The sequence below is a fragment of the Ruegeria discodermiae genome (assembly GCF_030758345.1).
Taxonomy (GTDB): Bacteria; Pseudomonadota; Alphaproteobacteria; order Rhodobacterales; family Rhodobacteraceae; genus Ruegeria_C.
The window spans coordinates 1-19956 of sequence record NZ_JAVAMO010000035.1; the positions used below are offsets into that span (position 1 = coordinate 1).

Here is a 19956-nt window from a genome sequence, read left to right on the forward strand (position 1 = left end):
ACAACCACCACATCGATGTCATCGCTCAAAGTGGCAGAATGAGCTGGCAAACGAAGACGGGATACAACCAGAGATCACGGGTCGAAGCCCAGATCGGCAGATGGAAACAAGCTATCGGTGATCGCCTGCAAGCGCGTCATTTCGACAATCAAATAGCCGAAGCGAAAATAGCAACAAATGCGCTCAACCGCATGACTGGTCTCGGTCGTGCGGTGTATGAGCGCGTCGTCTGAAGTGATGGGGTAAGGGGCCAATCCGCCCCAATTCTGATCCATGCAACACATTCGTTTTGGTGAACACACAGAGCGGACTTTTCGACCGGATACGAGTGGGCCTTTGAATGTCCGATGTGATGGCAAAGTAGATACTTTTTGAAGTAGTGGATTTCTGTCGAAGGCTTTCGTTGTACGCGGACCGGTTGGTGACACGGTACTTTGCCCTGGGGATTCTATCGCGATGGGCATCATTGAACTTGTAGGGCATCGACCGTAGCTCACGTCACAGAAAACGCTGGGAATACTTTGAGCGAACGATCCCTGCAACACGGCTCCAGAATGGTAAAGTATCAGCAAGTAATAAGGAGGGTATCCACTCCATCACGGTCCCGATGATGCAATTTGTGCCGCAGACGACAAGCCGCATGCTGCATCTGAGAAAGACCCGCAGATCCCTGTGCTAGCCGATTACGCTGGCGTCAAACTGTCAGCGACCCCGAGCTAGTCCGGGGCTTACCGACACTCCATTTCGCCAAGCGCTCAGCCCCTTGCAGCGTCGACAAATTCGCTCTCCGAACCCTTCGCTCCAGAATGGCGTTCTACAACGAAGGCACGGTCGTTCTTGCGGCACGTCATTGTTGGCACGAGACATTATCGCATCAGTATCATCGTCGGGTTCTTCCATCAGTTCTTAGCCTCGAATTCTGGTTGGTTTACTCCGCGGCTGCAAAAGAAAGCACCCAAAAAGTTCGCCCTAGGCCTTGGGACTGAAGGAACTGCCTGGTTCAGACCCCGCGTTGGAGCGGCCGACAATCCGAGGAGATTCAGCAGTACGAACCGGCATTCCTTCATTCTCAGCTGTTTGGACTGCGAAGGCATGCTGAAAGCTGCCTTCGCATCCTCGCCTTAGGGCTTGTTGATCTGATATTCTGCAGTCTGCCTCAGAAATGTGCTTGTCCGAGTAGAGGAGCCGAAGTTCTGTCTCTGAAACGCCATCTGCCTTCATAATCAATTGCACCATGGGATCGGCCAAAAGTTGATCGAGCAGGAACTGCGACAATTCCTTCGCAGACAATTTGTCCTTAGCGCGCGCTCTGTCCAGATCAGCAAGAGAAACGGTCAAGGTTCTTTCCAGACCTGGGTGAGATTTCCGTGGATGCAGACAAATTAGCACCGATGCCTTCCAGGCTTCTGGGTCCAAGTAATCCGGTGGTGCGCAAAGCTCAGTTTCTACATCGTATTGACCCGCCGGGAGCAATTCGTCAAAGCCGGGGAAAGTAAACGGCCTGGAAAAGACTGCGATTGTCTTGCTGACGATCTGGTCCATTTGGGTAGTTCTCCTTTGCTGGCAGTGCTCGATCGGAGATGTAAACAAGAATACTGCCACCAACTCCCGGCAGGGTATCACTAGCTTTGAAGCTTGGGCCTTGGTTTTGGTTTTTCGGGGACGACGTCAGGCCCTTCAGATGCCGTTTCTCTTTTCGACGCGTCCGCATCGTTTTCCTTCAGTGCGGCAACCGCTCTGGTCGTCAGGTCTTTGAAAGACATCATTTTGTTCCTTTGATTGTCCGCAACACCCACGAACCCAGGGGGTGAGAAAAGTGAATGCGGCTACTTGCCATATAGGGATTGGAGGCCTCATTTACTACGTAATGCCGTAGAATAAGGCGGTTACCTAAGGTTTGGACGTCGTTGGCGACGACCTTGCTGCCTACCTTCACTTTGTGTATCGGCGATCGCTGTTCCCGGCGGTGCATTCTGCCAACGCGCTATCACAATGGAAGATCCTTGCAATATCGGGTGTCAACCGGCATTCAAAGCTGACCTCTTATCGGCGTCCAAAATCGGCTCTAGCGCATGATTGATGCAAACGGCGACGCGCTCGATATCCTGGTGCAGAGACTGGCAACTTGTGAATTAAGTGCACTTTGGACGCACCCGCTTTCCATGCACATTCATCCGGTTGATGACGTCAGGCTTGGAAACAAGCGATCCGTTTGCCGACGGTTTCGTGGCGCGACGCGCGCGCATGCAACCGGATGTGGTGTCGTCCAGGCCAAAAGATTCGATCGAGTCTGGCAAAACCGCGGTCTTCTCGGATGGGCGCCCCGAGGAAGCGCCCGCCCGCAATGCTCATGCAAGCGCGATGTTTGTCGCACTTTCGCGGCCATCCCGGCCAGGCTCGATATCGAAAGTCACCTTTTGGTCGTCTTTCAAGGTTGTCATGCCCGCGCGCTCGAGTGCGGAAATGTGCAGGAACACATCCTTGCCCCCTGTTTCCGGTGCAATAAAGCCGAAGCCTTTGCTGGCGTTGAACCATTTCACTGTGCCATTGGCCATGTGAATATTCCTTATTGATTGCTGCCCGCAACATGCGGCAGCCCGGCTTCTCACGACAATGCCGAGCGCTGTGAGCCGGTAAAGGAAAACAGAATGTCGAATGGAGGTCAGTAGCCCCCCTAACGTGGCACCCATACGGGTGGATTACAAGGTGCGACTTGCTTGGCGACCAAAGTTTCCTTTGCCAAAGGGGCATCGATCCCCTATGGCTAGCAAGCTGCCAGGCACCCTGGCAGCGCGCAAAGGAAAGCCCGCATGTCGTTCAACGACCTGGCAAAAAAAGAGGCCGCCGACAAAAAGGCCTCGCAAGACAAAGATACGGCATCAACAACCCAATCCGACGAAAGCCCCGCAACGGGGACCAAACCGGTCGATCCATCAAAGAACTAGGGGCGCGTCGCGGGTCATCTGGTGCGCCCGCTCTGCTTCACGAGCGGCGCGACAGGTTTCCCGCCTCGATGATCTCGTTGATCAGACCGGCGGTTGTCGCGTGCAATTGCCGTTCCGGTTCCAGGCCCTGCGCGTTTTCGTGGGTTTGCGCGGCATCGCGCAGAATACCGACGATCTCGCGTTCCGGAAGCACCTTGCGATCCTGCAAGGCAAGCAGCAGGGCCTCGCAAATCGAGAGGGCAGCCATGCCCGCGGGGTCTTGTTGGTCTGACATCCCAGCGTTCCTTTTTTGTCATTCGCCGCATCGCCGATGCACTTTAACATTGTCACAGAGGTCTTTGTCGTCCGTACTAATTGAAAGCAGTCTGCATGAAGAGTTCTTTTCGGCGCAGTCGCCGATTGGAAGGGCCTAGTGATGACGATTGAAACCAGCCCGCTCACCCGAAAGCTCTCCGCGTTCGTCAAGCTTTCGGCGCCGGAACTCGGCGTCCTCGAGCGGTTGCATGCGCGCCGGAAGTCCTTCTCAGCAGGACGGGACCTTGTTCATCAGGGCCAATCCGAACAGGCGGCATACATCCTGGCGGCAGGCTGGGTCGTCTCGTACAAGATTCAGCCCGACGGCTCGCGCCAGATCGTTGATTTCCAAATACCGGGGGATTTTCTGGGGCTGCGTAGTTTTCTTCTGCACACCTCCGATCACGGCATCGAGCCGATTGTCGAAATCGAGGCGGCCGAAGTCCTAGTCAGCGATCTTCTGAAGGCCTTTGCCGAGACGCCGCGGCTTGCCACTGCGATTTTGTGGGCAGTCTCGCGCGACGAGGCGATGGTCGTCGAACATCTGGTTGGACTGGGACGGCGCGACGCGGATGCGCGCATGGCGCATTTCCTGCTGGAACTTGGCGTTAGGCTGTCGCTCGTCGGGATGGGTGGACCGGAGGGGTACGCCTGCCCATTGACGCAGTATCATTTGGCCGATGCCTTGGGATTGAGCGCCATCCATGTCAACCGTGTCTTGCGCAAGCTCCGGGAAGACGGGCTAGTCACCTTTCGAAACGGCGTCGTGGTATTCGATGATTACGAGGGATTGGTGGCATTAGCCAATTTCGATCCGGCCTATCTGGATCATGCGCGACCTCTCTTGCTCTAAGAAGGCCGCCCGAATTCTGGTTTAGAACGACCCAAGATCACATGGCGCGTGGCATCACATCAAGGCGCGACCGGCTTGCTTGAGCTCGAAATGCGCCTCTTCGTCGTTTTCCGCCTTATGCACCTTCTCGGCCGCCCGATACTGCTTAAACGCTGTGGCCTTCTTGTGACCTTCGGGCGCCTTGTCCCAAGCGGCCTTGACCGAGGCCATATGTTTCACAGTCCGGCTTAACTGGCTTTGGTTTTCTTTTTTTATGGAGCTGCCCTTTCTTGCACGGTCCGAGAACAAGAGGCGCAACGACCATGCAGTTCTTTTGAGGAACTGCACGTGTCCAGCGCCTCTGATTTACTCGGAAAAAGCTACCATGACTTGCGGTGGACAGGTCTACCTATCCAGTTTCTCTGCGCCTGCGCACTGAGGTAGGTTAGCCCGTCTGAGCCAGATAGAAGAACCACGTTAGAACCACCACTCCAACGAGGGCCATCATTGTCCAAGAGATTGATAGTTTTGGAAAACTGCTGGTGCCTGCTTCGAGTGAATTCGAAATGCGGAGTGGGGCGTGCTTCGGCAGCAATGAAACCAGCTTTGACGCTCTGCTCTCGCTTGCCAGCGCCAACGCTGGAATGTCGGTAATCGCTTCAAAATGCGTCGTCAGTCGTGCTTGCGCGTCCTCAGGACCCAGACGTGAAAGCACACGCGCCTCGGTCCTTGGCTCTAGGTCAAGGCGCGCAAGCGCTGACAAGACCGTAACGGCCGCACCGGATCTGTCCTCACCCACTTTCGCGAAGAGGAATGCATCGTAGTCGCTGCCATCCGGGTTAAGGACGTCTGAAGCGGACATAGGTTTCCTTTCGGCGTGAGACTGAGGTGCAGAGTTGCACGCGGGTGTCTGAAGCCGCAGAACGGCTTTATCTCTCATCATGACAGCAAAGAACCCGACCGGGGCTAACTTCGATCAGCATCGCACCCTGAAGGTTCGGATAGTGTGCATTCAACTGCCTTGCTACGACGAGGCTTTCTTTTAGGCGCGTGCCACAGTGGCGGCGGCGGAAAGTCCAGCAGTCTATTCAATGGAGACCCGGGATACTCACGCGTTCGACCAGACCAATGGTGACGTTTTTTAGTGACTTCATGATTGGCGACAGCCCGCGAGAGCTTCCGGCTGGAACGTATGAATTCGTTGTCGAGGAAGAGCTTCTACAAGGCCTCAGCTTCGAAGCTTGTCGGCGGACCGCGACATACCTGATGGTCCGGGGGCGAGGGAGCAGTGCGGGTCAAACGACGATGCATACGACCACCAAGGAGGATCTGGAGCATGCAATAGCGTGCGACCGAGCCCTCTCTGAAACCACAAGCAACGGCAACAGCGAAGCGGCGCTTTCTCCGCAGGAGGACACGACATGACGACACCTGAATGGCTGAAACCCGGCATCTACGGCGCACTCTTTGGCGCTGCGTTCGTCGGCATCGTTGGATTCTCTTGGGGAGGATGGGTGACCGGAGGGAGCGCCAAAGAGATGGCAAGCGAGATGGCTAAGGACAGAGTGATCGCGGCACTTGTGCCCTTCTGCCTCGACATGTCCCGCACCGACATTGAACGCACCACAAAGCTCGCGACGATCCGCGAAGCATCGTCGTTCAGGCGGCGGGATGCCGTTATGGAAGCGGGCTGGGCGACGATGCCAGGGTCCGAGGGTCCTAACCGCGAATTGGCGCAGGCGTGTATCGAAGGGCTCGACCTTGATGCATCGTAAGCGCTTCGCACGATCATCGGCCATGCCAAAGGATGGCGCTCGGATACGTCCAAGGACGGAAGGCAGCGTTGCGACGTCCTGTAAGGAGCTCATCGCGCTCGCTTTCACCGTAACAATCGCAACCACGTTGCCATTGTCGGCGCAAACGCAAGCTGCCCAGATCCCAGCGAACGCGCAGCCCAAGAGCTTTGGCGACGGTTGGGAATGTATTCGGGGATTTCGTCAGGACGAAGATGCGTGTCTTGCCATCATCGTGTCGGAGAACGGCTATGCGACAAATCGAAGCAATGGTAAGGGCTGGGCATGCCTGCACGGATTTCGGGAAGTCGATGACATGAGCTGTCGTGAGGTCGTCGTTCCGGATGGCGGATACCTTGACCCATCAGGCAAGAGCTGGAGCTGCCTTCGTGGCTACATGAAGGTTGACGATAACTGTCTCGAGATCGTTTTGCCACCGAACGCATATCTGGCAGACAATTCTTTTGGATCAGTTTGGCTATGTGACCGGGGATTCGAAGCTGATGGCGAAACATGCACAGCTATTGCCGTGCCCAAGAACGCGTTTTTGAACGGAGCCAGCTATGGGCAGCCATGGACATGTGAGCGCGGATATTTTGAGAGCGACGGTGCCTGTGAGGCCGTCATCGTTCCGGAAAACGCCTATTTTGACGACGCGAGCTATGGTCCGGGATGGAAGTGCAATCGAGGCTTTTCAGCATCTGATGATGGCTGCATCAAGATCGACCTTCCCGACAATGCACATCTCGACAGATCGGGAAACCGGTGGGAATGCCACCGCAATTTTCAGCGATCGCAGGGGCGTTGCGTCCTGAACGACTAGCGCTCTCAATTCGGATCGAGACGCGGTCCACGCGCCCGAATGCGACATCTGTACGAGCCCGAACAAAGCCACTTGGCAAAGGGAAACTCATGGAAACAATAAAAGCAGCGAATCCAACGAAAAGGCCGCTGACCATGCGTCCGGAAGCCCCACCGGACCGAGTCCGCGCTAGTAAGTCTCCAAACACAGCTGCACCGAACACTGTTGTCTACTGCAAGGGGAGACTCGGACAGATCGACGGCAAGACCGCAAATAGGCTTGTCCGCCAACCAGACACTTACCGCATTCTTTCGGTGATCGACAGCCGGCTTGCCAGGCGCGCAGGCGGCAAGTGCTGGTCAATGTCAGCAACGGGGTTCCCATCCTTGAAGACATCGAGGCCGCTGTGACGCGCGAAGCAAGTGTCCCCGATACTCTGGTCCATGAGATGGCTTCCTCGACGGGTGAGCTGCCCAAAGAGGATCGAGAGGTGGTGCTGGAGGCTATTGCGCTCGGCATGAACATAATCAACGCCCCACTCGAATACCTTGGTGACGATCTAGAAACCTCATCGGCTGCGGATTCAGCCAAAGTGAAGATCCGTGATATACGCAAGCCTCGACCCAGCAAGGATTTGCGCCTCTTTGACGGAAGCGTCTCCAACGTGAAGGCGATCCGCATCGCTGTGTTGGGAACCGATTGCGCAATCGGCAAGCGTGCAAGGGCGACTGCACAGGCTAAGGCACTAAGTGCCCGTGTCATCAAGACAGTCCTTGTTGGCACCGGCCTTACCGGACTTGATGCAGGGCGCAAACACGGGATCGCCATGGACGCGGTGCCGCAACAGTTTTGCCGCGGGGAAATTGAGCGTGCCATTGTTGCGGCAGCTTATGCCGAAAACCTTGACGTCATCCAGATCGAAGGACAAGGGGCGCTCAGCCATCCGGCGTTTTGCATTTCAGCGTTCATTCTACGCGACACCCAATCGCAGGGTATCATTCTTCAAAACGCGCCAAAGGGTCCCCATCGATGCGACTTTCCCACCTCTCCGATGCCGGACCCAAAAAGCGAATTTGCCGTCATCAAAAGCTTTGCCGACACACGGTTGGTCGGCTTGGCGACTAATCACGAGGCGATTACGGACGCCGAGGGCGGGCTGGCGATCGATACGCTTTCGCGCAATATCGGCGTTCCGGTGACAAATGCATGGACTCGGTCGGACGTGCATCTGGACGACTTCCCGCAGCTGCGCCCCGTACCTCTCGTGGCCGCGGCATGACCGCACCACGCGTCGAGATCGATCTTGGCAAGATTACTCAAAACGCGCGATGTCTCGTGCGTCGTCTTAGCGCGCGCGGGATCTCCGTCACTGGTGTGACCAAGGCCGTTTGCGGTCATCCTGATGTCGCAAAGGCCATGCTGGACGGCGGCATCGCTGACCTGGCCGACGCGCGCGTAAGTAACGTCATTCGCATGCGGGCAGCAGGGGTCACGTGCTCGATTTCGATCATACGCGCACCAATGGTTCACGAGACAAAAGACGTCATCAACTGCTGTGACGCGAGCTACAATACGGAGACGGACATGATCCTGAGACTCGGCTCCGCCGCCAGGGATCAGGGTGCCTTGCACAATGTCATCCTGAGGGTCGAAATTGGGGACTTGCGCGATGGCATCATGCCTGAGGACCTAAACGACATTGCGTCGCAGGTCGTTGCAACGCCCGGTGTTGCTCTCAGGGGGATCGCCGCAGATTTTGCCAGCTTGGGCGGAGCACCACCAAAGTCGGGCGACATGGCCTTGCTCTCGCGGTTGGCCGACCAAGTCGAGGGCGAATGCGGACCTTACGTGGCCCTGGTGTCAGGCGGCGGTTCGGCCAATCTGGCATGGGCGCTTGGCGAAGGGACGACCGGGCGGATCAACAACCTGCGACTGGGCGAGGCGATCCTTTTGGGCACAAACCCCGTGTCGGGGCAACCGATTGATGGCCTTCACACGGATGCCTTTGCCCTTTTTGCCGAAGTCATCGAAGCAAGGCTTAAACCGGTCGCAATGCTGACGAGACCGAGTGCACCGGAGTATGGGAAGCTTGAACTGGTTTCGAAATGCGGCCAAAGGAATCGTTCAATTCTCGCCGTTGGGCAGCTGGACACGGATGCGAGCGGCTTAACATTCACGGCGGGGATCGAGTTCATCGGCGCGACGAGCGACCACACCGCCGTCGATACAACTGACTCACCTGTGTCCGTTGGATCCGAGATAAAGATGGGTATGAACTACAGCGCACTCATGCGGGCAATGAGCGCGCCCGATGTTGCAAAAATCGTGCATCGCAGTCTGCCGGTCAACGGGATGGTCACAGACAGAGGACCCCAGCGGCCCTTGAGGCTGGTATGAAGTCGGAATGACCCACCTGGCAACTCAGCACCGCCATGTCGACGAAAATGAAGGGACGCCATGCACACAAAAGTAGACGACATTGAAATGAATCAGCCGAGGCGTGCCCTTGGCGACGCTCCAAAGGCGCGTCTCTGCTTGCGTTGCAAGGCCTCGTTTTGGAGCGAAGGGTTCGGCCAGCGTGTTTGCAATCGATGCAAAACTACTTCCGTCTGGCGCTCGGCAATGCCGAAGGGCATCGGTCAAGGCCAGCGCCGTTCCAGCGGTCGATTATACTAAGCCCGTCCTTTGCCGCTGATCACAATCACACATGTGACCACCTATCGCTACCGAGACTCTGTGCGGCTTGGCCCGCACAGGCTCATGCTGCGCCCCCGTGAGACGCGGGATATCACTTTGAGGTCTTTCGACCTTGAGATTGTTCCGACCGCCCGCATCGACTGGATCAACGATGTTTCGGGCAACGCCATCGCCTCCGCCAGTTTCGACGTCACTACGAAATCGCTTACGATCCGGTCCCGTACGACGGTCGATCTGACGGCGCCTGTCTGGCCTGTCTTCCCGATCGCCGCGTCCGCCGCTTCTTATCCCTTCATCTACTCTGAGGAGGACTGGACAGATCTCGGAGCGCTTTCGACGCCGCAATACGCCGACGACGCCGGTCGTTTGTCAAATTGGGTTGAGCAATTCGTGATGGGCAGGCCAACGGATACGTTGTCTCTGTTAAAGGACATCAGCAACGGCATCACGGCGCAGATCGCGTATGAGATCCGCGAGACCGAAGGTACACAGGGGCCGCTGGAAACAATCGACCGGGGCATTGGCTCCTGTCGTGACTTCGCCGTTCTCCTTGCTGACACCGCCCGAACGCTGGGTTTGGGCACTCGCCTGGTCTCCGGATACCTCTACGATCCTACCGATGATCGGCTCGGATCTGCGGCGGCGGGCTTCACGCATGCATGGGTCGAAGTCTACGTTCCCGGGGCCGGTTGGATCCCCTTCGACCCGACGAACAGGTCCGTGGGTTCAGCGCATCTGATCCCGGTTGCGGTTGCCCGAAACATATCACAGATCACTCCAGTGATAGGCAGTTTTCAGGGCGATAAAAGTGATCTCATTTCCCTAGACGTTGCTGTTCGCGTTGAGGATCAATGAATTCGCCAACGAAGACAGGACGGCTATCCAACTTGGAAAGTTGAGCACACAAAACTCTAAGGTCGCAAAGAGGTTGGTTCAAAGCGTGCTCTGCTCGGCTGATCGCCATCTGCACCATACCCGAGGCCAGGGGGGCAAGGATCATCATCGCTATGGTGCCAACAATACCCAAAGGCCGGTCGCGCCCGCCGCCAAAGAAAAGCGCGAAGTTCGCCAGCATCGAGACCGCCCCGGCCCGGGTTGCGGTGATGGTCATCGTGAGCGTGCCGCGGTTCTTGATATGTGCGAGCTCATGGGCAACAACACCTGCCACTTCTTCACGGCTCATGTTGCGCATCAGGCCCCGCGTGACGGCGACAGCGGCATTCTCCGGGTTGCGCCCCGTGGCAAAAGCGTTGGGCTGCTCAGTCTCCATGATGTAGAGCGCGGGCATGGGTGGAGTTCGTCCTGATTTCCGGACAGTTTGATTATTGACCCTATGCGGCGCTTTTCCAAGTCATGGCTTCGTATGCTTGCGCGGGGGTTTGGTAGCCTCTGGCGGAGTGTCGGCGCTGGCGGTTGTAGAATACTTCTATGTATTCGAAGATCGCTGCCTTTGCCTGGGCGCGCGAAAATAGATCCATGTCTTACAAACGCAGCAGATGCGTTGCAGGGTCCTAGCGGAAAGAAGGTCCGTGCGCCCACACGGTCAAAGAATGCCGTATCCCGCGCGTGACTGGGGTCACTTGGTGCAAGGAAAAACTCGGAAAAACGCTGACGCAGCCTTGGTCGCGGCCAGCCGACAGGACCTGAGCGCTCGGCATGACCTGCAAATCACCACCGTCATAGGCCCCGGGTTTGCTTAGCTGCACGACCAGCGTGAGTTTTCGCTGTCGTGCGAGCGGCGCGTCGCCAATATCACAGTGCCACGCGAAGTGGTCGCCTGATGCAGCCTTATAGGTCGCCACTTGCGGACTTTCGGCGAAGTCATTCAAATCAAACCCAAATTGATTGCGGTTTGAGCTGCGCACCAGCTCGGTCAAACGGTCCATGACCCAGCCCATGCCATCGACATCGTCCATCCAAACCAAATCCGCGCGGCGCAGATTGTGGTTGCGTTTGTTGCCAACAAGCACCGCGTCATTTGTGGGCGCAGCTGAAATTCGGGCAATGATCAGTTCACATTCCTCAACACTAAAGGCCTGAGGAATGGCATAGAGAGACACCGGCTTCACGTCGTCGATTCAGCGGGACAGACTGACGGCGGGACGCTTTTGGGCGGGAATTTGTTGTTTCGCGCGGTTGATTGCGAGATGACCATTTGTTTGATCCGTGTGGAGGAAGTCCTTGGGCTGTATGTTGTTCGAAAGATCTGCTTTCCCATCTTCAGCAGGTAAGCATCCACATCCAAGTTGTGTTGCTTTTCTCCCCAATCTTCGCCAACCACAAAAATATCCGCGTTCACCGCTTTGCAGCCCGAAACGTACTCCAATTCGTGATATGGGCGTACAATATCGACGCAACTCAAGGCTTCAAGCATCTCCACCCGTTGGTCCAATGGGACGACGGGCACATTGGGTTTGTACATATTTACGACCTCATCAGAGGCCACCCCAACGGCCAGAACATCGCCTAGGGTCTTGCAATGGTTCAACAATGCAAGATGGCCGACATGCAGAAGATCAAACGTGCCAACGGTATAAACGATCATGGTTCATTTTATCCTGTTGTGTGCGAATAAACGATGCTAACGAGTGGGTGCTGAGCCCACTTGCGCATAGTATGCGTTCAGTTGTTTCAAACATTTAAGATACGAGAATTCCGGGCCGCGAGCGGCTGGATTGGGTCTGTGATTTGAAAGCCATAGGTTTCAAATGCACGCAGAACGAGAACAGGTGAGCGCTTGTCAAACGTCGACCAAGCTCAACACCTCTAACGCAAAGGACGTGCCATGACAACCGATTTCGCTGCTGACGCCCCTACAAGACCCATCCTGTCATACATCAGGGACCTTCCAAACCTGTGCTCTCTGGCGGGGTTGGGGTGCACGCTTCTAGCGATCTTTTTCTTGATCGAGGGGGTCTACGCGGCTGCGATGATCGGTATGATCTGGGCGGTCGGATTTGATTGGGCCGACGGATTGATTGCGCGTAAAATGAAGGGCCGAACAGGGGCAGACAGGCAATTTGGGGGGACGCTTGATTTGCTCATCGATATTGTCAGTTACGGTGTAACGCCTGCACTTTTGGTCTTGAGCTACGGCAACTTTCATCCAGCCTTATTACCGGTTGCGTTTATCATGTTGGTGTTTGGAGCGATTCGACTGAGCTATTTCAATACATTTGGCTTGTCGAACGATGAAAAATACACAGGATTGGCGATTGACAATAACAGTATTTTCTTTGTTTTCCTGTTCATGTTCTCGGACTATTTCGGCCAGCCCGTCTTTTCCATTGTACTCGCCGTGTCGGGATTGTGTCTGGCCGCGCTGAACGTCTCTCAAATCAAAACTCCCAAACTGTCTGGTAACCCGTTGAATGTAGTCTTGCTTGCTGCATACACGTTCGCGGTCTCGATCTTCTTTGGATTGAGGCTCTTCTAGCCTCTCTGAAGGTTGGAATACCGTGGCCTAGATTGATCGAGTCGCCTCTAGCGAAAGCTGACATTCAAGCGGTGCGCAGCATCCTGCAAAACGGGCTCACTAACCTCATGGATTCGCGTTGTGAATCGTTCAAAGGGAGAGTTTTGCAACAAAGCCGGTTGGAAGCCATAACTATTCCTATCCAGGCGGCTTCGCGGTCCGCGCGCTCGTGCAAGAGTCGGTGGCTAAGTTCAAATTGCGGACGTTAGCATTCGGGCCAAGTCGTCAGGCCTATCGATCATCACGTAGTGCCCGCATGGCACCGATATCGCCGTCCATCCTGGCTGATGCTGATACCGCTCGAAAAACGGTTGGCCCAGCCCTGGACTCCAACCAGTGGCATAGATGTAGGTCCGCTTTAACAGCTCAGCTCCGCCGCTCACCAATTGCATCGGTTGATCAAATGTCTTGAGCGGTTGCGCGACGTTGCGGCGGTTCACCCACGTACAGTCTGCTTCGTTCACCGAAAATGCCTCCGCCGGGCCTGGCGCGACTTTGCCATTGACGGCACTGGCACGGAGCCTTGCCGCGATTTCCGCAGGCAAAACGTCCAAGGCCGCCTGCCCATCGCTCGGCACGAGCGCGTCGAGATACACAAGTGAGCGAATGTTGTCGGGCGCTCTATCCGCGACTCCGGTGACAACCATGCCCCCATAGCTATGACCGCACAAAACAACGTCAGAGAGTTCTTCGCACGTGATTACCCCTAGGACATCCTCGATATGCATGGCCAGATCGGTTTCGTCACTTACGAGATGGGCACGTTCACCCAATCCTGTCAGTGTCGGGGTGAAAACGTCGTGGCCCGCCCTGCGCAGAAGGGCGGCTACGCGAGTCCAGCACCATCCCCCTTGCCACGCTCCATGGACCAATACAAATGTCGCCATAGCCAGCCCTCATCCGTCGAGACCGTTGCGACAGTAAAATCAACAGGGCCGCCCCGTCCATAGCGTCGTTTGGTTGTTCTGCGCCGAGCCCTTGCCACATAGTCGCTACCACTCTGGACGCGTCGCAAAATGCATCTGATGACTCCGGCCCTTTGCTTTGCCGCATGCGCGTGCACCTGCAAAAGAACCCGTCTGCATTGGGCTCTCAAGCGAACCTTGGTGCCAACTCGGGCATTCAGCTGATCCAACCAGTCAGTCAGATTTCCGGTTCATGGGGTGTTATCGGTTCAGCCGGTTTTCCGACGTGGTCTAAGCGGGCATGGGCGTCTGATGCGCCTTGACTACAACAACAACCAACGATGTAGTCTTTTTCCAAGCGAGACATTGGAGTAAAGTTCCCATGCGCCACTTAATAGCCACCGTCGCGACACTACTTCTTTTCCCACTGATAATCACATCAGCGAGTGCGCAGACCCAGGGATTCACCACCACATCAGCCCATATGCGTGCAGGGCCAGGAACCGGTTACCCGGTCGTGGCGACCTTACCGCAGGACGCAACTATTGAGATATACGGTTGCCAAGTGGGCTACAGCTGGTGCGATATATCCTGGAATTCCGCTCGTGGCTGGACTTCAAACAACTACATTATGGTTGAAGAAGACGGGCAAAAGACTGTTTTGAATCCGGTGCTTGCCGCCGCGCTAGGCATCGCGATTGTCGAATTCAGCCAGTCATATTGGGAAAACCACTACCAAGCATATCCTTGGTTTGCATATTGGAACCACTACTACCACCCCTATCATCCGGTTCCAGGTCCATACTGTTATCATGCTCCGCAGGACCCGGCATGTCATTATGCACCCTACAATCCAAATCGGTTGTACCAACCTGAGCCAGATCATCATTCGCACCACCACCAGCATGGGCATTCTCATCACCACGGGCATGGGAACCATTCACATCACGGTGGGGGACATGGCGGACATGGCGGACATGGCGGACATGGTCATTCACATCACGGCGGGGGCCATCACCACCACTGACTCTGCCTCAAAAGAGGGAATACTCGCTCACGACAAAAGCGGCCTCAACAATACCGCGCCCGTTTCAATCGAGACTTTGCAGCGGGTGTTTCAAACCGTGCATACCGCCCTCCTGAGTGCTGGGCGCAATCGAGGGCATGTCCTGCCGCAATGACGGTGGCTCCTATGTCCTGACCGTCTGCGTAACAAACACCGACGCAGTCGCCAGACAATACGGCTGCTGCGAGATAGCCTGTCACCACAAAAATATACGGTCAAAACGTATCCGCGATTGAAATAGCGCCCGAAACAGTGAGACTGACTATCGATACGACTGTTACGGTTGCAATGCACCCGGGCGTAGTGCCACCCAGTGCTGCCATCATATCCAATTCAGAGATTTCGCCTTCCGCTGGCGCAGCGGGAATATGCAGGTACTTCACCTTTTTGGTATCCATCACACACTTGACATCCACATCATCGGGGACATCGCCACCGAGTTCAGCCAGCGCGGCTTTTGGGTTGGTATCCAGAAGCGTCCTAAACGCCGGATCGTTCCGTGCCCGCTGACAGAGGTCGACGAGGTATTCAGGTTGTTTCGTTGCGTAGCTTATGGTGTTTCCAATCGTGTCACCTCAAACTTGTTTGCATCCAGATTGTGGACTGTGAGTTACTAGGAGTCGTGTGGGCGCGATTAACTCTGCTTAAGGCTTCGAAGGTGTAGACGCCCCTCCCGCCGAAGCCAGCGCCGCGCGGGCGGGTCGAGCTGAGCCTAACGGCTAATCTGCGTGTTCAATCTCCACCAATGCTGAGTGCGGAGGCCACGCTCACGGTCACGACAACCAAGGAAATACCGGCGCAGACACCTGTGGTGCCGCCTTGCACCTCAAGCAATTCGGCGTCGGATATCTCACATTGTTGGGGTGCCGCCGGGATGTGCAGGTACTTCACCTTGTCGGAGTCGCGGACGACACGAACCTCCACGTTCTCTGGCGGGGAGCCACCAAGTTCCGCCAGCGCGGATTTCGGATCGTCCTCCAACGCGCGCGCGAACGCCTCGTCGTTCCAGACTTTTTCAAAGAATGCGGCTTTTTGGGCCTCTGCTGCGCTTTGCTTCGATGGTTTCATCAATATCTCCTGTTTCAGAGGGGCTCGCCGCATGAGCCGACGCTCCCCCTCCACGTCTTGTTGCCTCAAACAGGAGGTAATCCCCGAGTGTGATGGTGTCACAATAGCTGCGTTAACTTCGCTTCATCGGATCAGTGAGCCTGTCCAAAGGCACCCCAGATGGTCAGGGGCTGGGTTCCACTTGATCGTCGGCAATTTGGCGCAGCCATAGGGTAGGGACAGGCGCAATTGTCATCACTATGATCGCCCGGCCGAAAAAGTATTCGCGCCGCATGGCCGCGCGTGGGATGTGTCGCAAACTTTGGTCGGCCTGTTGCACCTTCGCGCGGTTTGATCCAACTGGTGCTTGGTCTGTAATGAGCGTGTTGCACAAATCTTTTCCGATGCGTAGCTGGTCCTTCGGATTAACTGCGGGATGCTGGGATGCCTTTCAAACTCAATGCGTCGGGGCGGGATAAGTTTGCGACGGCAAAATACCGTGTGAAGAACTGGGCCAAATACAACGAGGCGCCCCGCCAGCGTGGTAACATGACGGTCTGGTTTGGCGAGAACGCGGTGTCTGGATGGTGCGCAACACGCTCAGGCAAGCGTGGCGGTCAGCAGCGATACTCCGATCTGGCGATCGAGATGTGTCTTACCTTGCGAGTGGTGTTCGACCTGCCGCTTCGGCAAACTCAGGGCTTTGCGCGCAGTCTGCTGCAGCTCATGGAACTGGATCTCCCCGTGCCGGATTACTCGACGCTCTGCCGGCATGCGCAAACACTTCTGATCGTGTCTGACATCCGCTTGGCCGGTGGCCCGATCACGCTGGATGTGGACAGCGCCGGGTTGCGTGTCCACGGTGGCCGCGACTGGATGCGGGAGAAGCATGGGCTGCCAAAGGCGCGCAGAACATGGCGTAAACTGCATATCGGGTTCGACCCGGAGAGCGACGCGCTCGTCGCGTCACGCCTAACAACCGAGCATGTCGGAGATCCCGGCGCATTGCCTGATCTTCTTGCTGAGGTGGCCGGTCCTGTTCACCGTTTCATCGCAGACGGTGCTTATGACGGTACACCAACCGCCGCAACGATCCGACAGGCTTTCGGTACGGATGTCGAGCGGATCATTCCGCCTCAGAAGAACGCCGTTCCCGGAGAGTGCGCCGCATGCAACGCCCAAATCGACATGATCGCCAAGGGCGCTCGTATGGCTAGCAGAAGGCCACTGGCTATGGCCAAAGATCACGCGACGAAGCCCAGATTGAGCGTTACAAACAAGTCAACGGATCAGAGCTGCACAGTCGAAAATTGGAGACCCAGACAACTGAAACCAAGATCGCTGTCAAAGCTCTCAACCGCATGACCCATCTCGGTCGTGCGACCTATGAACGAGTCGGATAACGAACCGGGGAAAGGGGCAAATGCGGCCCAAGCGCTATGCGTGCAACGCGGTCGTGTTTGACCTAGATATGGTTCACCGTAGCGTTTAGCGCTGTTCGGATTTCGGGTGACCATGTGCGGCGAAAGCATCTCATACATTTATGGGGCAGCTACCCCCATGAAGAAACGACTATTGATATCGAGACTCAAAGTGGCTAACACTCACAATCTGCGGCATTCTATCCAATGTCGTTTCCAAGCAATCGTTTGGTGATCCTGCTTTGATATGAAGCGAAATGCGCCTTTATTCCTGTCCAAAGTGTGGTGAAAGGGTTTTCTTCGAGAACCTTGGATGCGCCTGTGGAACGCCCATCAGCTATGATCCAACAGCTGACAAAATGTTGGCCGAGTCTGTGGTGTGCAAGAACCGCGAAGTGATTGGTTGCAATTGGATTTCCGACACCGCTAATTCCTATTGCCGATCATGCGCGATGACCCGTACTCATCCCGATATGGCCATAGATGAGCTGCAGGGGCAATGGGCGAGTGCCGAGTCCTCAAAACGCTGGGTATTGGCGAACCTTGGTCGGCTAGGATGGTTTGATAGCTCTGACTCGGGTGCCCGACCCATATTCGACCTTCTAGGTGAACAAACTCAACTGGGACCTTCTGACCCAGTGATGGGGCACGCTAACGGCATAATCACTATAAACGTGGCCGAAACTGATAGCGTTGAACTCGTCGCTCGCCGCGTGCAAATGGGTGAGCCCTATCGAACCATGATTGGTCACTTCAGGCATGAGCTTAGCCATTTCCTGTTTTTGAGGCTCTCGAGCAATAAAGCTTGGCTAGAAGAATTTCGAAGGCTCTTTGGGGATGAACGCGCAGACTATGCGGCGGCACTTGAACGCCACTACGCTGCGCTTGACGATGGTTCGTGGCGCAATGAGCATATAAGCCACTATGCGTCAGCTCATCCTGATGAAGATTGGGCCGAGAGCTCAGCTCATGCTCTGCACTTGGCAGATTTGTTTGATAGCGCGCAACATCTCGGTCTAGTTTGGAAATCGGAGGGTACCGATCTTGAGCAGTCCCTAGATCTCGGAATCGCACTCAATCACCTAAGTCGTTCGATGGGGTTGCAGGACGTCTATCCTTTCATCGTGTCACCAAAGGTTCGAGAAAAGTTGGTGTTCGCGCGCGATGCGCTCGACAGGAACCGTGTCTGGCTGACCTGCTATCCAAAACCAGAAGGTGACGACTAATGACGTGATGGGCATCCTTCCATTCCATCGAATGGATCGCGCCATCAAAGCCTGGGAACAAACACCTAGTGTTAGATGCCCTTACTTTTGAGTTTCCAAACCCAATGAGATCAACGGCCTCAGTTTCGAAATTCTAAGACTGGATTTGGGGTTTGCCTTGATCGGGGCAGGGGGCTGAGATCGGTCTTGACATACTGTCCGAAAGGAGATTGCTCAGCGGACGATTTCCCGCTGTGGACCATCCGTGTAACGGCAACGGATGCTTTGGTCGCGTATGTGCTTCCCAAATGTCTCAAGGCGCTGCGTGCGCAGCACCCCAGCGTGCATGTCGAGTTGGTCTCCTCAATGTCCCAAGCCGACATTGCGCGCCATGAGGCGGACATCGCAATTCGGCATGTGCGTCCTGAACAACCGGATTTGCTCGCGCAATGGATAGGTGATTTTGACGTGTCCATGTACGCGTCGTCAGAGTATCTCGCCACGCTGGGCAATCCAGAGCGTTTGGTAGATTTTTCAAGGGCCAATTTCATAGGTTTCGAGCACCCAGAACGGCTGGTCCAGCAAGTCGTTTCAATGGGAATACCTGTTACGAAGCACAATTTCGATATTGTCGCAACTTCGGGGATGGTCACCTATGAATTGGCGCGGGCCGGGCTTGGAATTGCTTTATTGCCTTCCGTGGTTGCCGTGGAGCAGTTCGGCCTCCAACAGATCCATCCCGATCTGGGAAAAATGCAAATGCCCATCTGGCTGGTCACCCATGCGGATGTAAAAACCAACGCGCGCATCAGGCTTTGTTTTGGTAGTGGGTCACTTTGAATTTGCCTTTTTGCGAGGCTTGTAAGGCCCGCGCTTTTTCGGGGCTGGTTCATTTGCATCAACGATAGCCACAAGATCGGCAATATCCCAGAGGCGATCCGTCAGGCCAGCTTCCATTGCGGGCGTCACTTTCAGCGTTTGATGCACCTTGACGAAGTTATAATACATGAAGTGCAGCGCGACCGCGTGCATATGGTTTTCTACCTTCTTGCTGAAACCGTTGGTCAGGCGGGTGAAGCGGCGCATGTGCATCCGCATGGTAAGGTTCTGACGCTCAACATGGCTGGTGCTGATAAGCGCCTTGTCGGGGCGACCCTCAACTGTGCGCTTCTTGATTCCGGTGCATTCTGCGGGGCTGTACTTCTTTTCGTGGCCCTTTGACCCAGTTTCGCCCCCATACATCTTGATCAGTTGTGCATAGTCAACATCGCCGCCAAACGCGCCCTCTACGGCTTCCAGGTACGCCTTGTGTCCATCCGTGGTTAGTTGGACGCGATTGGCGAGACGGGCGCGCAGATCATCCATGAATTCGATTGCGTATTCGCTGTCACGGCCACCCACCATGTAGGAGACGATCAGTTTGCTTTCGCTGTCGATGGCGGTCCATGTCCACGTGTCTCCAGCGTGCTGAGGT

23 protein-coding genes and 4 pseudogenes are annotated in these 19956 nt (G+C 55.7%); 14 read left to right on the forward strand and 13 right to left on the reverse strand.

Annotated elements, in window-relative coordinates; all coding sequences use genetic code 11:
* Positions 1–233: pseudogene (locus Q5Y75_RS27500) on the forward strand (IS5 family transposase); the annotation flags it as partial.
* A 736-nt stretch (positions 234–969) separates the two neighbouring features.
* Here the strand turns inward: Q5Y75_RS27500 and Q5Y75_RS27505 are convergent.
* Positions 970–1542, reverse strand: coding sequence for a hypothetical protein (locus Q5Y75_RS27505; protein ID WP_306203471.1), 573 nt, complete (start codon positions 1540–1542; stop codon positions 970–972).
* 806 nt (positions 1543–2348) lie between these two features.
* Positions 2349–2555: a cold-shock protein gene (locus tag Q5Y75_RS27510; protein ID WP_306203473.1), complete on the reverse strand. Its 207-nt coding sequence runs from the start codon at positions 2553–2555 to the stop codon at positions 2349–2351.
* Positions 2556–2810: 255 nt separating this feature from the next.
* Between Q5Y75_RS27510 and Q5Y75_RS27515 the strand changes: the two genes are divergently transcribed.
* The gene (locus Q5Y75_RS27515) at positions 2811–2945 is read left to right on the forward strand and encodes a hypothetical protein (protein WP_306203474.1); all 135 of its coding nucleotides are present in this window, start codon (positions 2811–2813) and stop codon (positions 2943–2945) included.
* 37 nt (positions 2946–2982) lie between these two features.
* Here Q5Y75_RS27515 and Q5Y75_RS27520 read toward each other — a convergent pair whose 3' ends face one another.
* Positions 2983–3219: a hypothetical protein gene (locus Q5Y75_RS27520; RefSeq protein WP_306203475.1), complete on the reverse strand. Its 237-nt coding sequence runs from the start codon at positions 3217–3219 to the stop codon at positions 2983–2985.
* A gap of 141 nt (positions 3220–3360) precedes the next feature.
* Here Q5Y75_RS27520 and Q5Y75_RS27525 point away from each other — a divergent pair, with 141 nt between their 5' ends.
* The gene (locus Q5Y75_RS27525; protein ID WP_306203476.1) at positions 3361–4092 is read left to right on the forward strand and encodes a Crp/Fnr family transcriptional regulator; all 732 of its coding nucleotides are present in this window, start codon (positions 3361–3363) and stop codon (positions 4090–4092) included.
* A 54-nt stretch (positions 4093–4146) separates the two neighbouring features.
* On the opposite strand, the gene Q5Y75_RS27530 is transcribed toward Q5Y75_RS27525, so the two are convergent.
* A complete protein-coding gene (locus Q5Y75_RS27530; protein ID WP_306203477.1) occupies positions 4147–4419 on the reverse strand; it encodes a hypothetical protein in 273 nt (90 codons plus the stop codon).
* Between the two features lie 97 nt (positions 4420–4516).
* The gene (locus Q5Y75_RS27535) at positions 4517–4933 is read right to left on the reverse strand and encodes a hypothetical protein (protein WP_306203478.1); all 417 of its coding nucleotides are present in this window, start codon (positions 4931–4933) and stop codon (positions 4517–4519) included.
* A 559-nt stretch (positions 4934–5492) separates the two neighbouring features.
* Here Q5Y75_RS27535 and Q5Y75_RS27540 point away from each other — a divergent pair.
* The 5 genes from Q5Y75_RS27540 (at position 5493) to Q5Y75_RS27560 (ending at position 10218) form a co-directional block, all read left to right on the forward strand.
* Complete coding sequence (locus tag Q5Y75_RS27540; protein ID WP_306203479.1) at positions 5493–5846, forward strand: hypothetical protein; 354 nt, start codon at positions 5493–5495, stop codon at positions 5844–5846.
* Positions 5847–5868: 22 nt separating this feature from the next.
* Positions 5869–6687 (forward strand): hypothetical protein, encoded by an 819-nt coding sequence (locus Q5Y75_RS27545; protein WP_306203480.1) that lies wholly within the window; start codon positions 5869–5871, stop codon positions 6685–6687.
* 331 nt (positions 6688–7018) lie between these two features.
* Complete coding sequence (locus Q5Y75_RS27550; RefSeq protein WP_306203482.1) at positions 7019–7945, forward strand: DUF1611 domain-containing protein; 927 nt, start codon at positions 7019–7021, stop codon at positions 7943–7945.
* Positions 7942–9063 carry an alanine racemase gene (locus Q5Y75_RS27555; protein ID WP_306203484.1) on the forward strand — a complete coding sequence of 374 codons (1122 nt, stop codon included), beginning with the start codon at positions 7942–7944 and terminating at the stop codon, positions 9061–9063. The genes Q5Y75_RS27550 and Q5Y75_RS27555 overlap by 4 nt, the downstream gene beginning before the upstream one ends.
* Positions 9064–9375: 312 nt before the next feature.
* Positions 9376–10218, forward strand: coding sequence for a transglutaminase family protein (locus Q5Y75_RS27560; protein ID WP_306203498.1), 843 nt, complete (start codon positions 9376–9378; stop codon positions 10216–10218).
* A 91-nt stretch (positions 10219–10309) separates the two neighbouring features.
* Here the strand turns inward: Q5Y75_RS27560 and Q5Y75_RS27565 are convergent.
* The 4 genes and pseudogenes from Q5Y75_RS27565 to Q5Y75_RS27580 form a co-directional block, all read right to left on the reverse strand.
* Positions 10310–10684: pseudogene (locus Q5Y75_RS27565) on the reverse strand (M48 family metalloprotease); the annotation flags it as partial.
* A gap of 10 nt (positions 10685–10694) precedes the next feature.
* Positions 10695–10829: pseudogene (locus Q5Y75_RS27570) on the reverse strand (IS3 family transposase); the annotation flags it as partial.
* A 45-nt stretch (positions 10830–10874) separates the two neighbouring features.
* Complete coding sequence (locus tag Q5Y75_RS27575; protein ID WP_306203485.1) at positions 10875–11423, reverse strand: 2OG-Fe(II) oxygenase; 549 nt, start codon at positions 11421–11423, stop codon at positions 10875–10877.
* A 5-nt stretch (positions 11424–11428) separates the two neighbouring features.
* Positions 11429–11908: an FAD synthase family protein gene (locus Q5Y75_RS27580; RefSeq protein WP_306203486.1), complete on the reverse strand. Its 480-nt coding sequence runs from the start codon at positions 11906–11908 to the stop codon at positions 11429–11431.
* A gap of 240 nt (positions 11909–12148) precedes the next feature.
* On the opposite strand from Q5Y75_RS27580, the gene Q5Y75_RS27585 reads away from it, so the two are divergent.
* Complete coding sequence (locus Q5Y75_RS27585) at positions 12149–12799, forward strand: CDP-alcohol phosphatidyltransferase family protein (protein WP_306203487.1); 651 nt, start codon at positions 12149–12151, stop codon at positions 12797–12799.
* A 230-nt stretch (positions 12800–13029) separates the two neighbouring features.
* Here the strand turns inward: Q5Y75_RS27585 and Q5Y75_RS27590 are convergent, their stop codons facing one another.
* Positions 13030–13725, reverse strand: a complete 696-nt coding sequence (locus Q5Y75_RS27590) for an alpha/beta fold hydrolase (protein WP_306203488.1) — start codon at positions 13723–13725, stop codon at positions 13030–13032.
* A gap of 502 nt (positions 13726–14227) precedes the next feature.
* Here Q5Y75_RS27590 and Q5Y75_RS28615 point away from each other — a divergent pair.
* A pseudogene (locus Q5Y75_RS28615) lies at positions 14228–14362 on the forward strand (SH3 domain-containing protein); the annotation flags it as partial.
* A gap of 79 nt (positions 14363–14441) precedes the next feature.
* Entirely contained in the window at positions 14442–14924 is a 483-nt protein-coding gene (locus Q5Y75_RS27595) for a hypothetical protein (protein WP_306203489.1), read from the forward strand.
* Between the two features lie 100 nt (positions 14925–15024).
* Here Q5Y75_RS27595 and Q5Y75_RS27600 read toward each other — a convergent pair whose 3' ends face one another.
* Together Q5Y75_RS27600 and Q5Y75_RS27605 are read right to left on the reverse strand one after the other, a co-directional pair.
* Positions 15025–15207, reverse strand: a complete 183-nt coding sequence (locus tag Q5Y75_RS27600; RefSeq protein WP_306203491.1) for a hypothetical protein — start codon at positions 15205–15207, stop codon at positions 15025–15027.
* A gap of 334 nt (positions 15208–15541) precedes the next feature.
* Positions 15542–15877, reverse strand: a complete 336-nt coding sequence (locus tag Q5Y75_RS27605) for an NHLP leader peptide family RiPP precursor (protein WP_306203492.1) — start codon at positions 15875–15877, stop codon at positions 15542–15544.
* Between the two features lie 423 nt (positions 15878–16300).
* On the opposite strand from Q5Y75_RS27605, the gene Q5Y75_RS27610 reads away from it, so the two are divergent.
* From Q5Y75_RS27610 to Q5Y75_RS27620, 3 genes are all read left to right on the forward strand, one after another.
* Positions 16301–17221, forward strand: a complete 921-nt coding sequence (locus Q5Y75_RS27610; protein ID WP_306203493.1) for an IS5 family transposase — start codon at positions 16301–16303, stop codon at positions 17219–17221.
* Between the two features lie 313 nt (positions 17222–17534).
* Positions 17535–18503, forward strand: a complete 969-nt coding sequence (locus Q5Y75_RS27615; RefSeq protein WP_306203494.1) for a zinc-binding metallopeptidase family protein — start codon at positions 17535–17537, stop codon at positions 18501–18503.
* A gap of 186 nt (positions 18504–18689) precedes the next feature.
* Positions 18690–19322 carry a LysR substrate-binding domain-containing protein gene (locus tag Q5Y75_RS27620; protein WP_306203495.1) on the forward strand — a complete coding sequence of 211 codons (633 nt, stop codon included), beginning with the start codon at positions 18690–18692 and terminating at the stop codon, positions 19320–19322.
* Here the strand turns inward: Q5Y75_RS27620 and Q5Y75_RS27625 are convergent.
* Positions 19314–19956: IS1 family transposase (locus Q5Y75_RS27625; RefSeq protein WP_306203496.1), on the reverse strand; the 643-nt coding region annotated here is incomplete at its 5' end. The two genes, Q5Y75_RS27620 and Q5Y75_RS27625, sit on opposite strands and share 9 nt — an antisense overlap.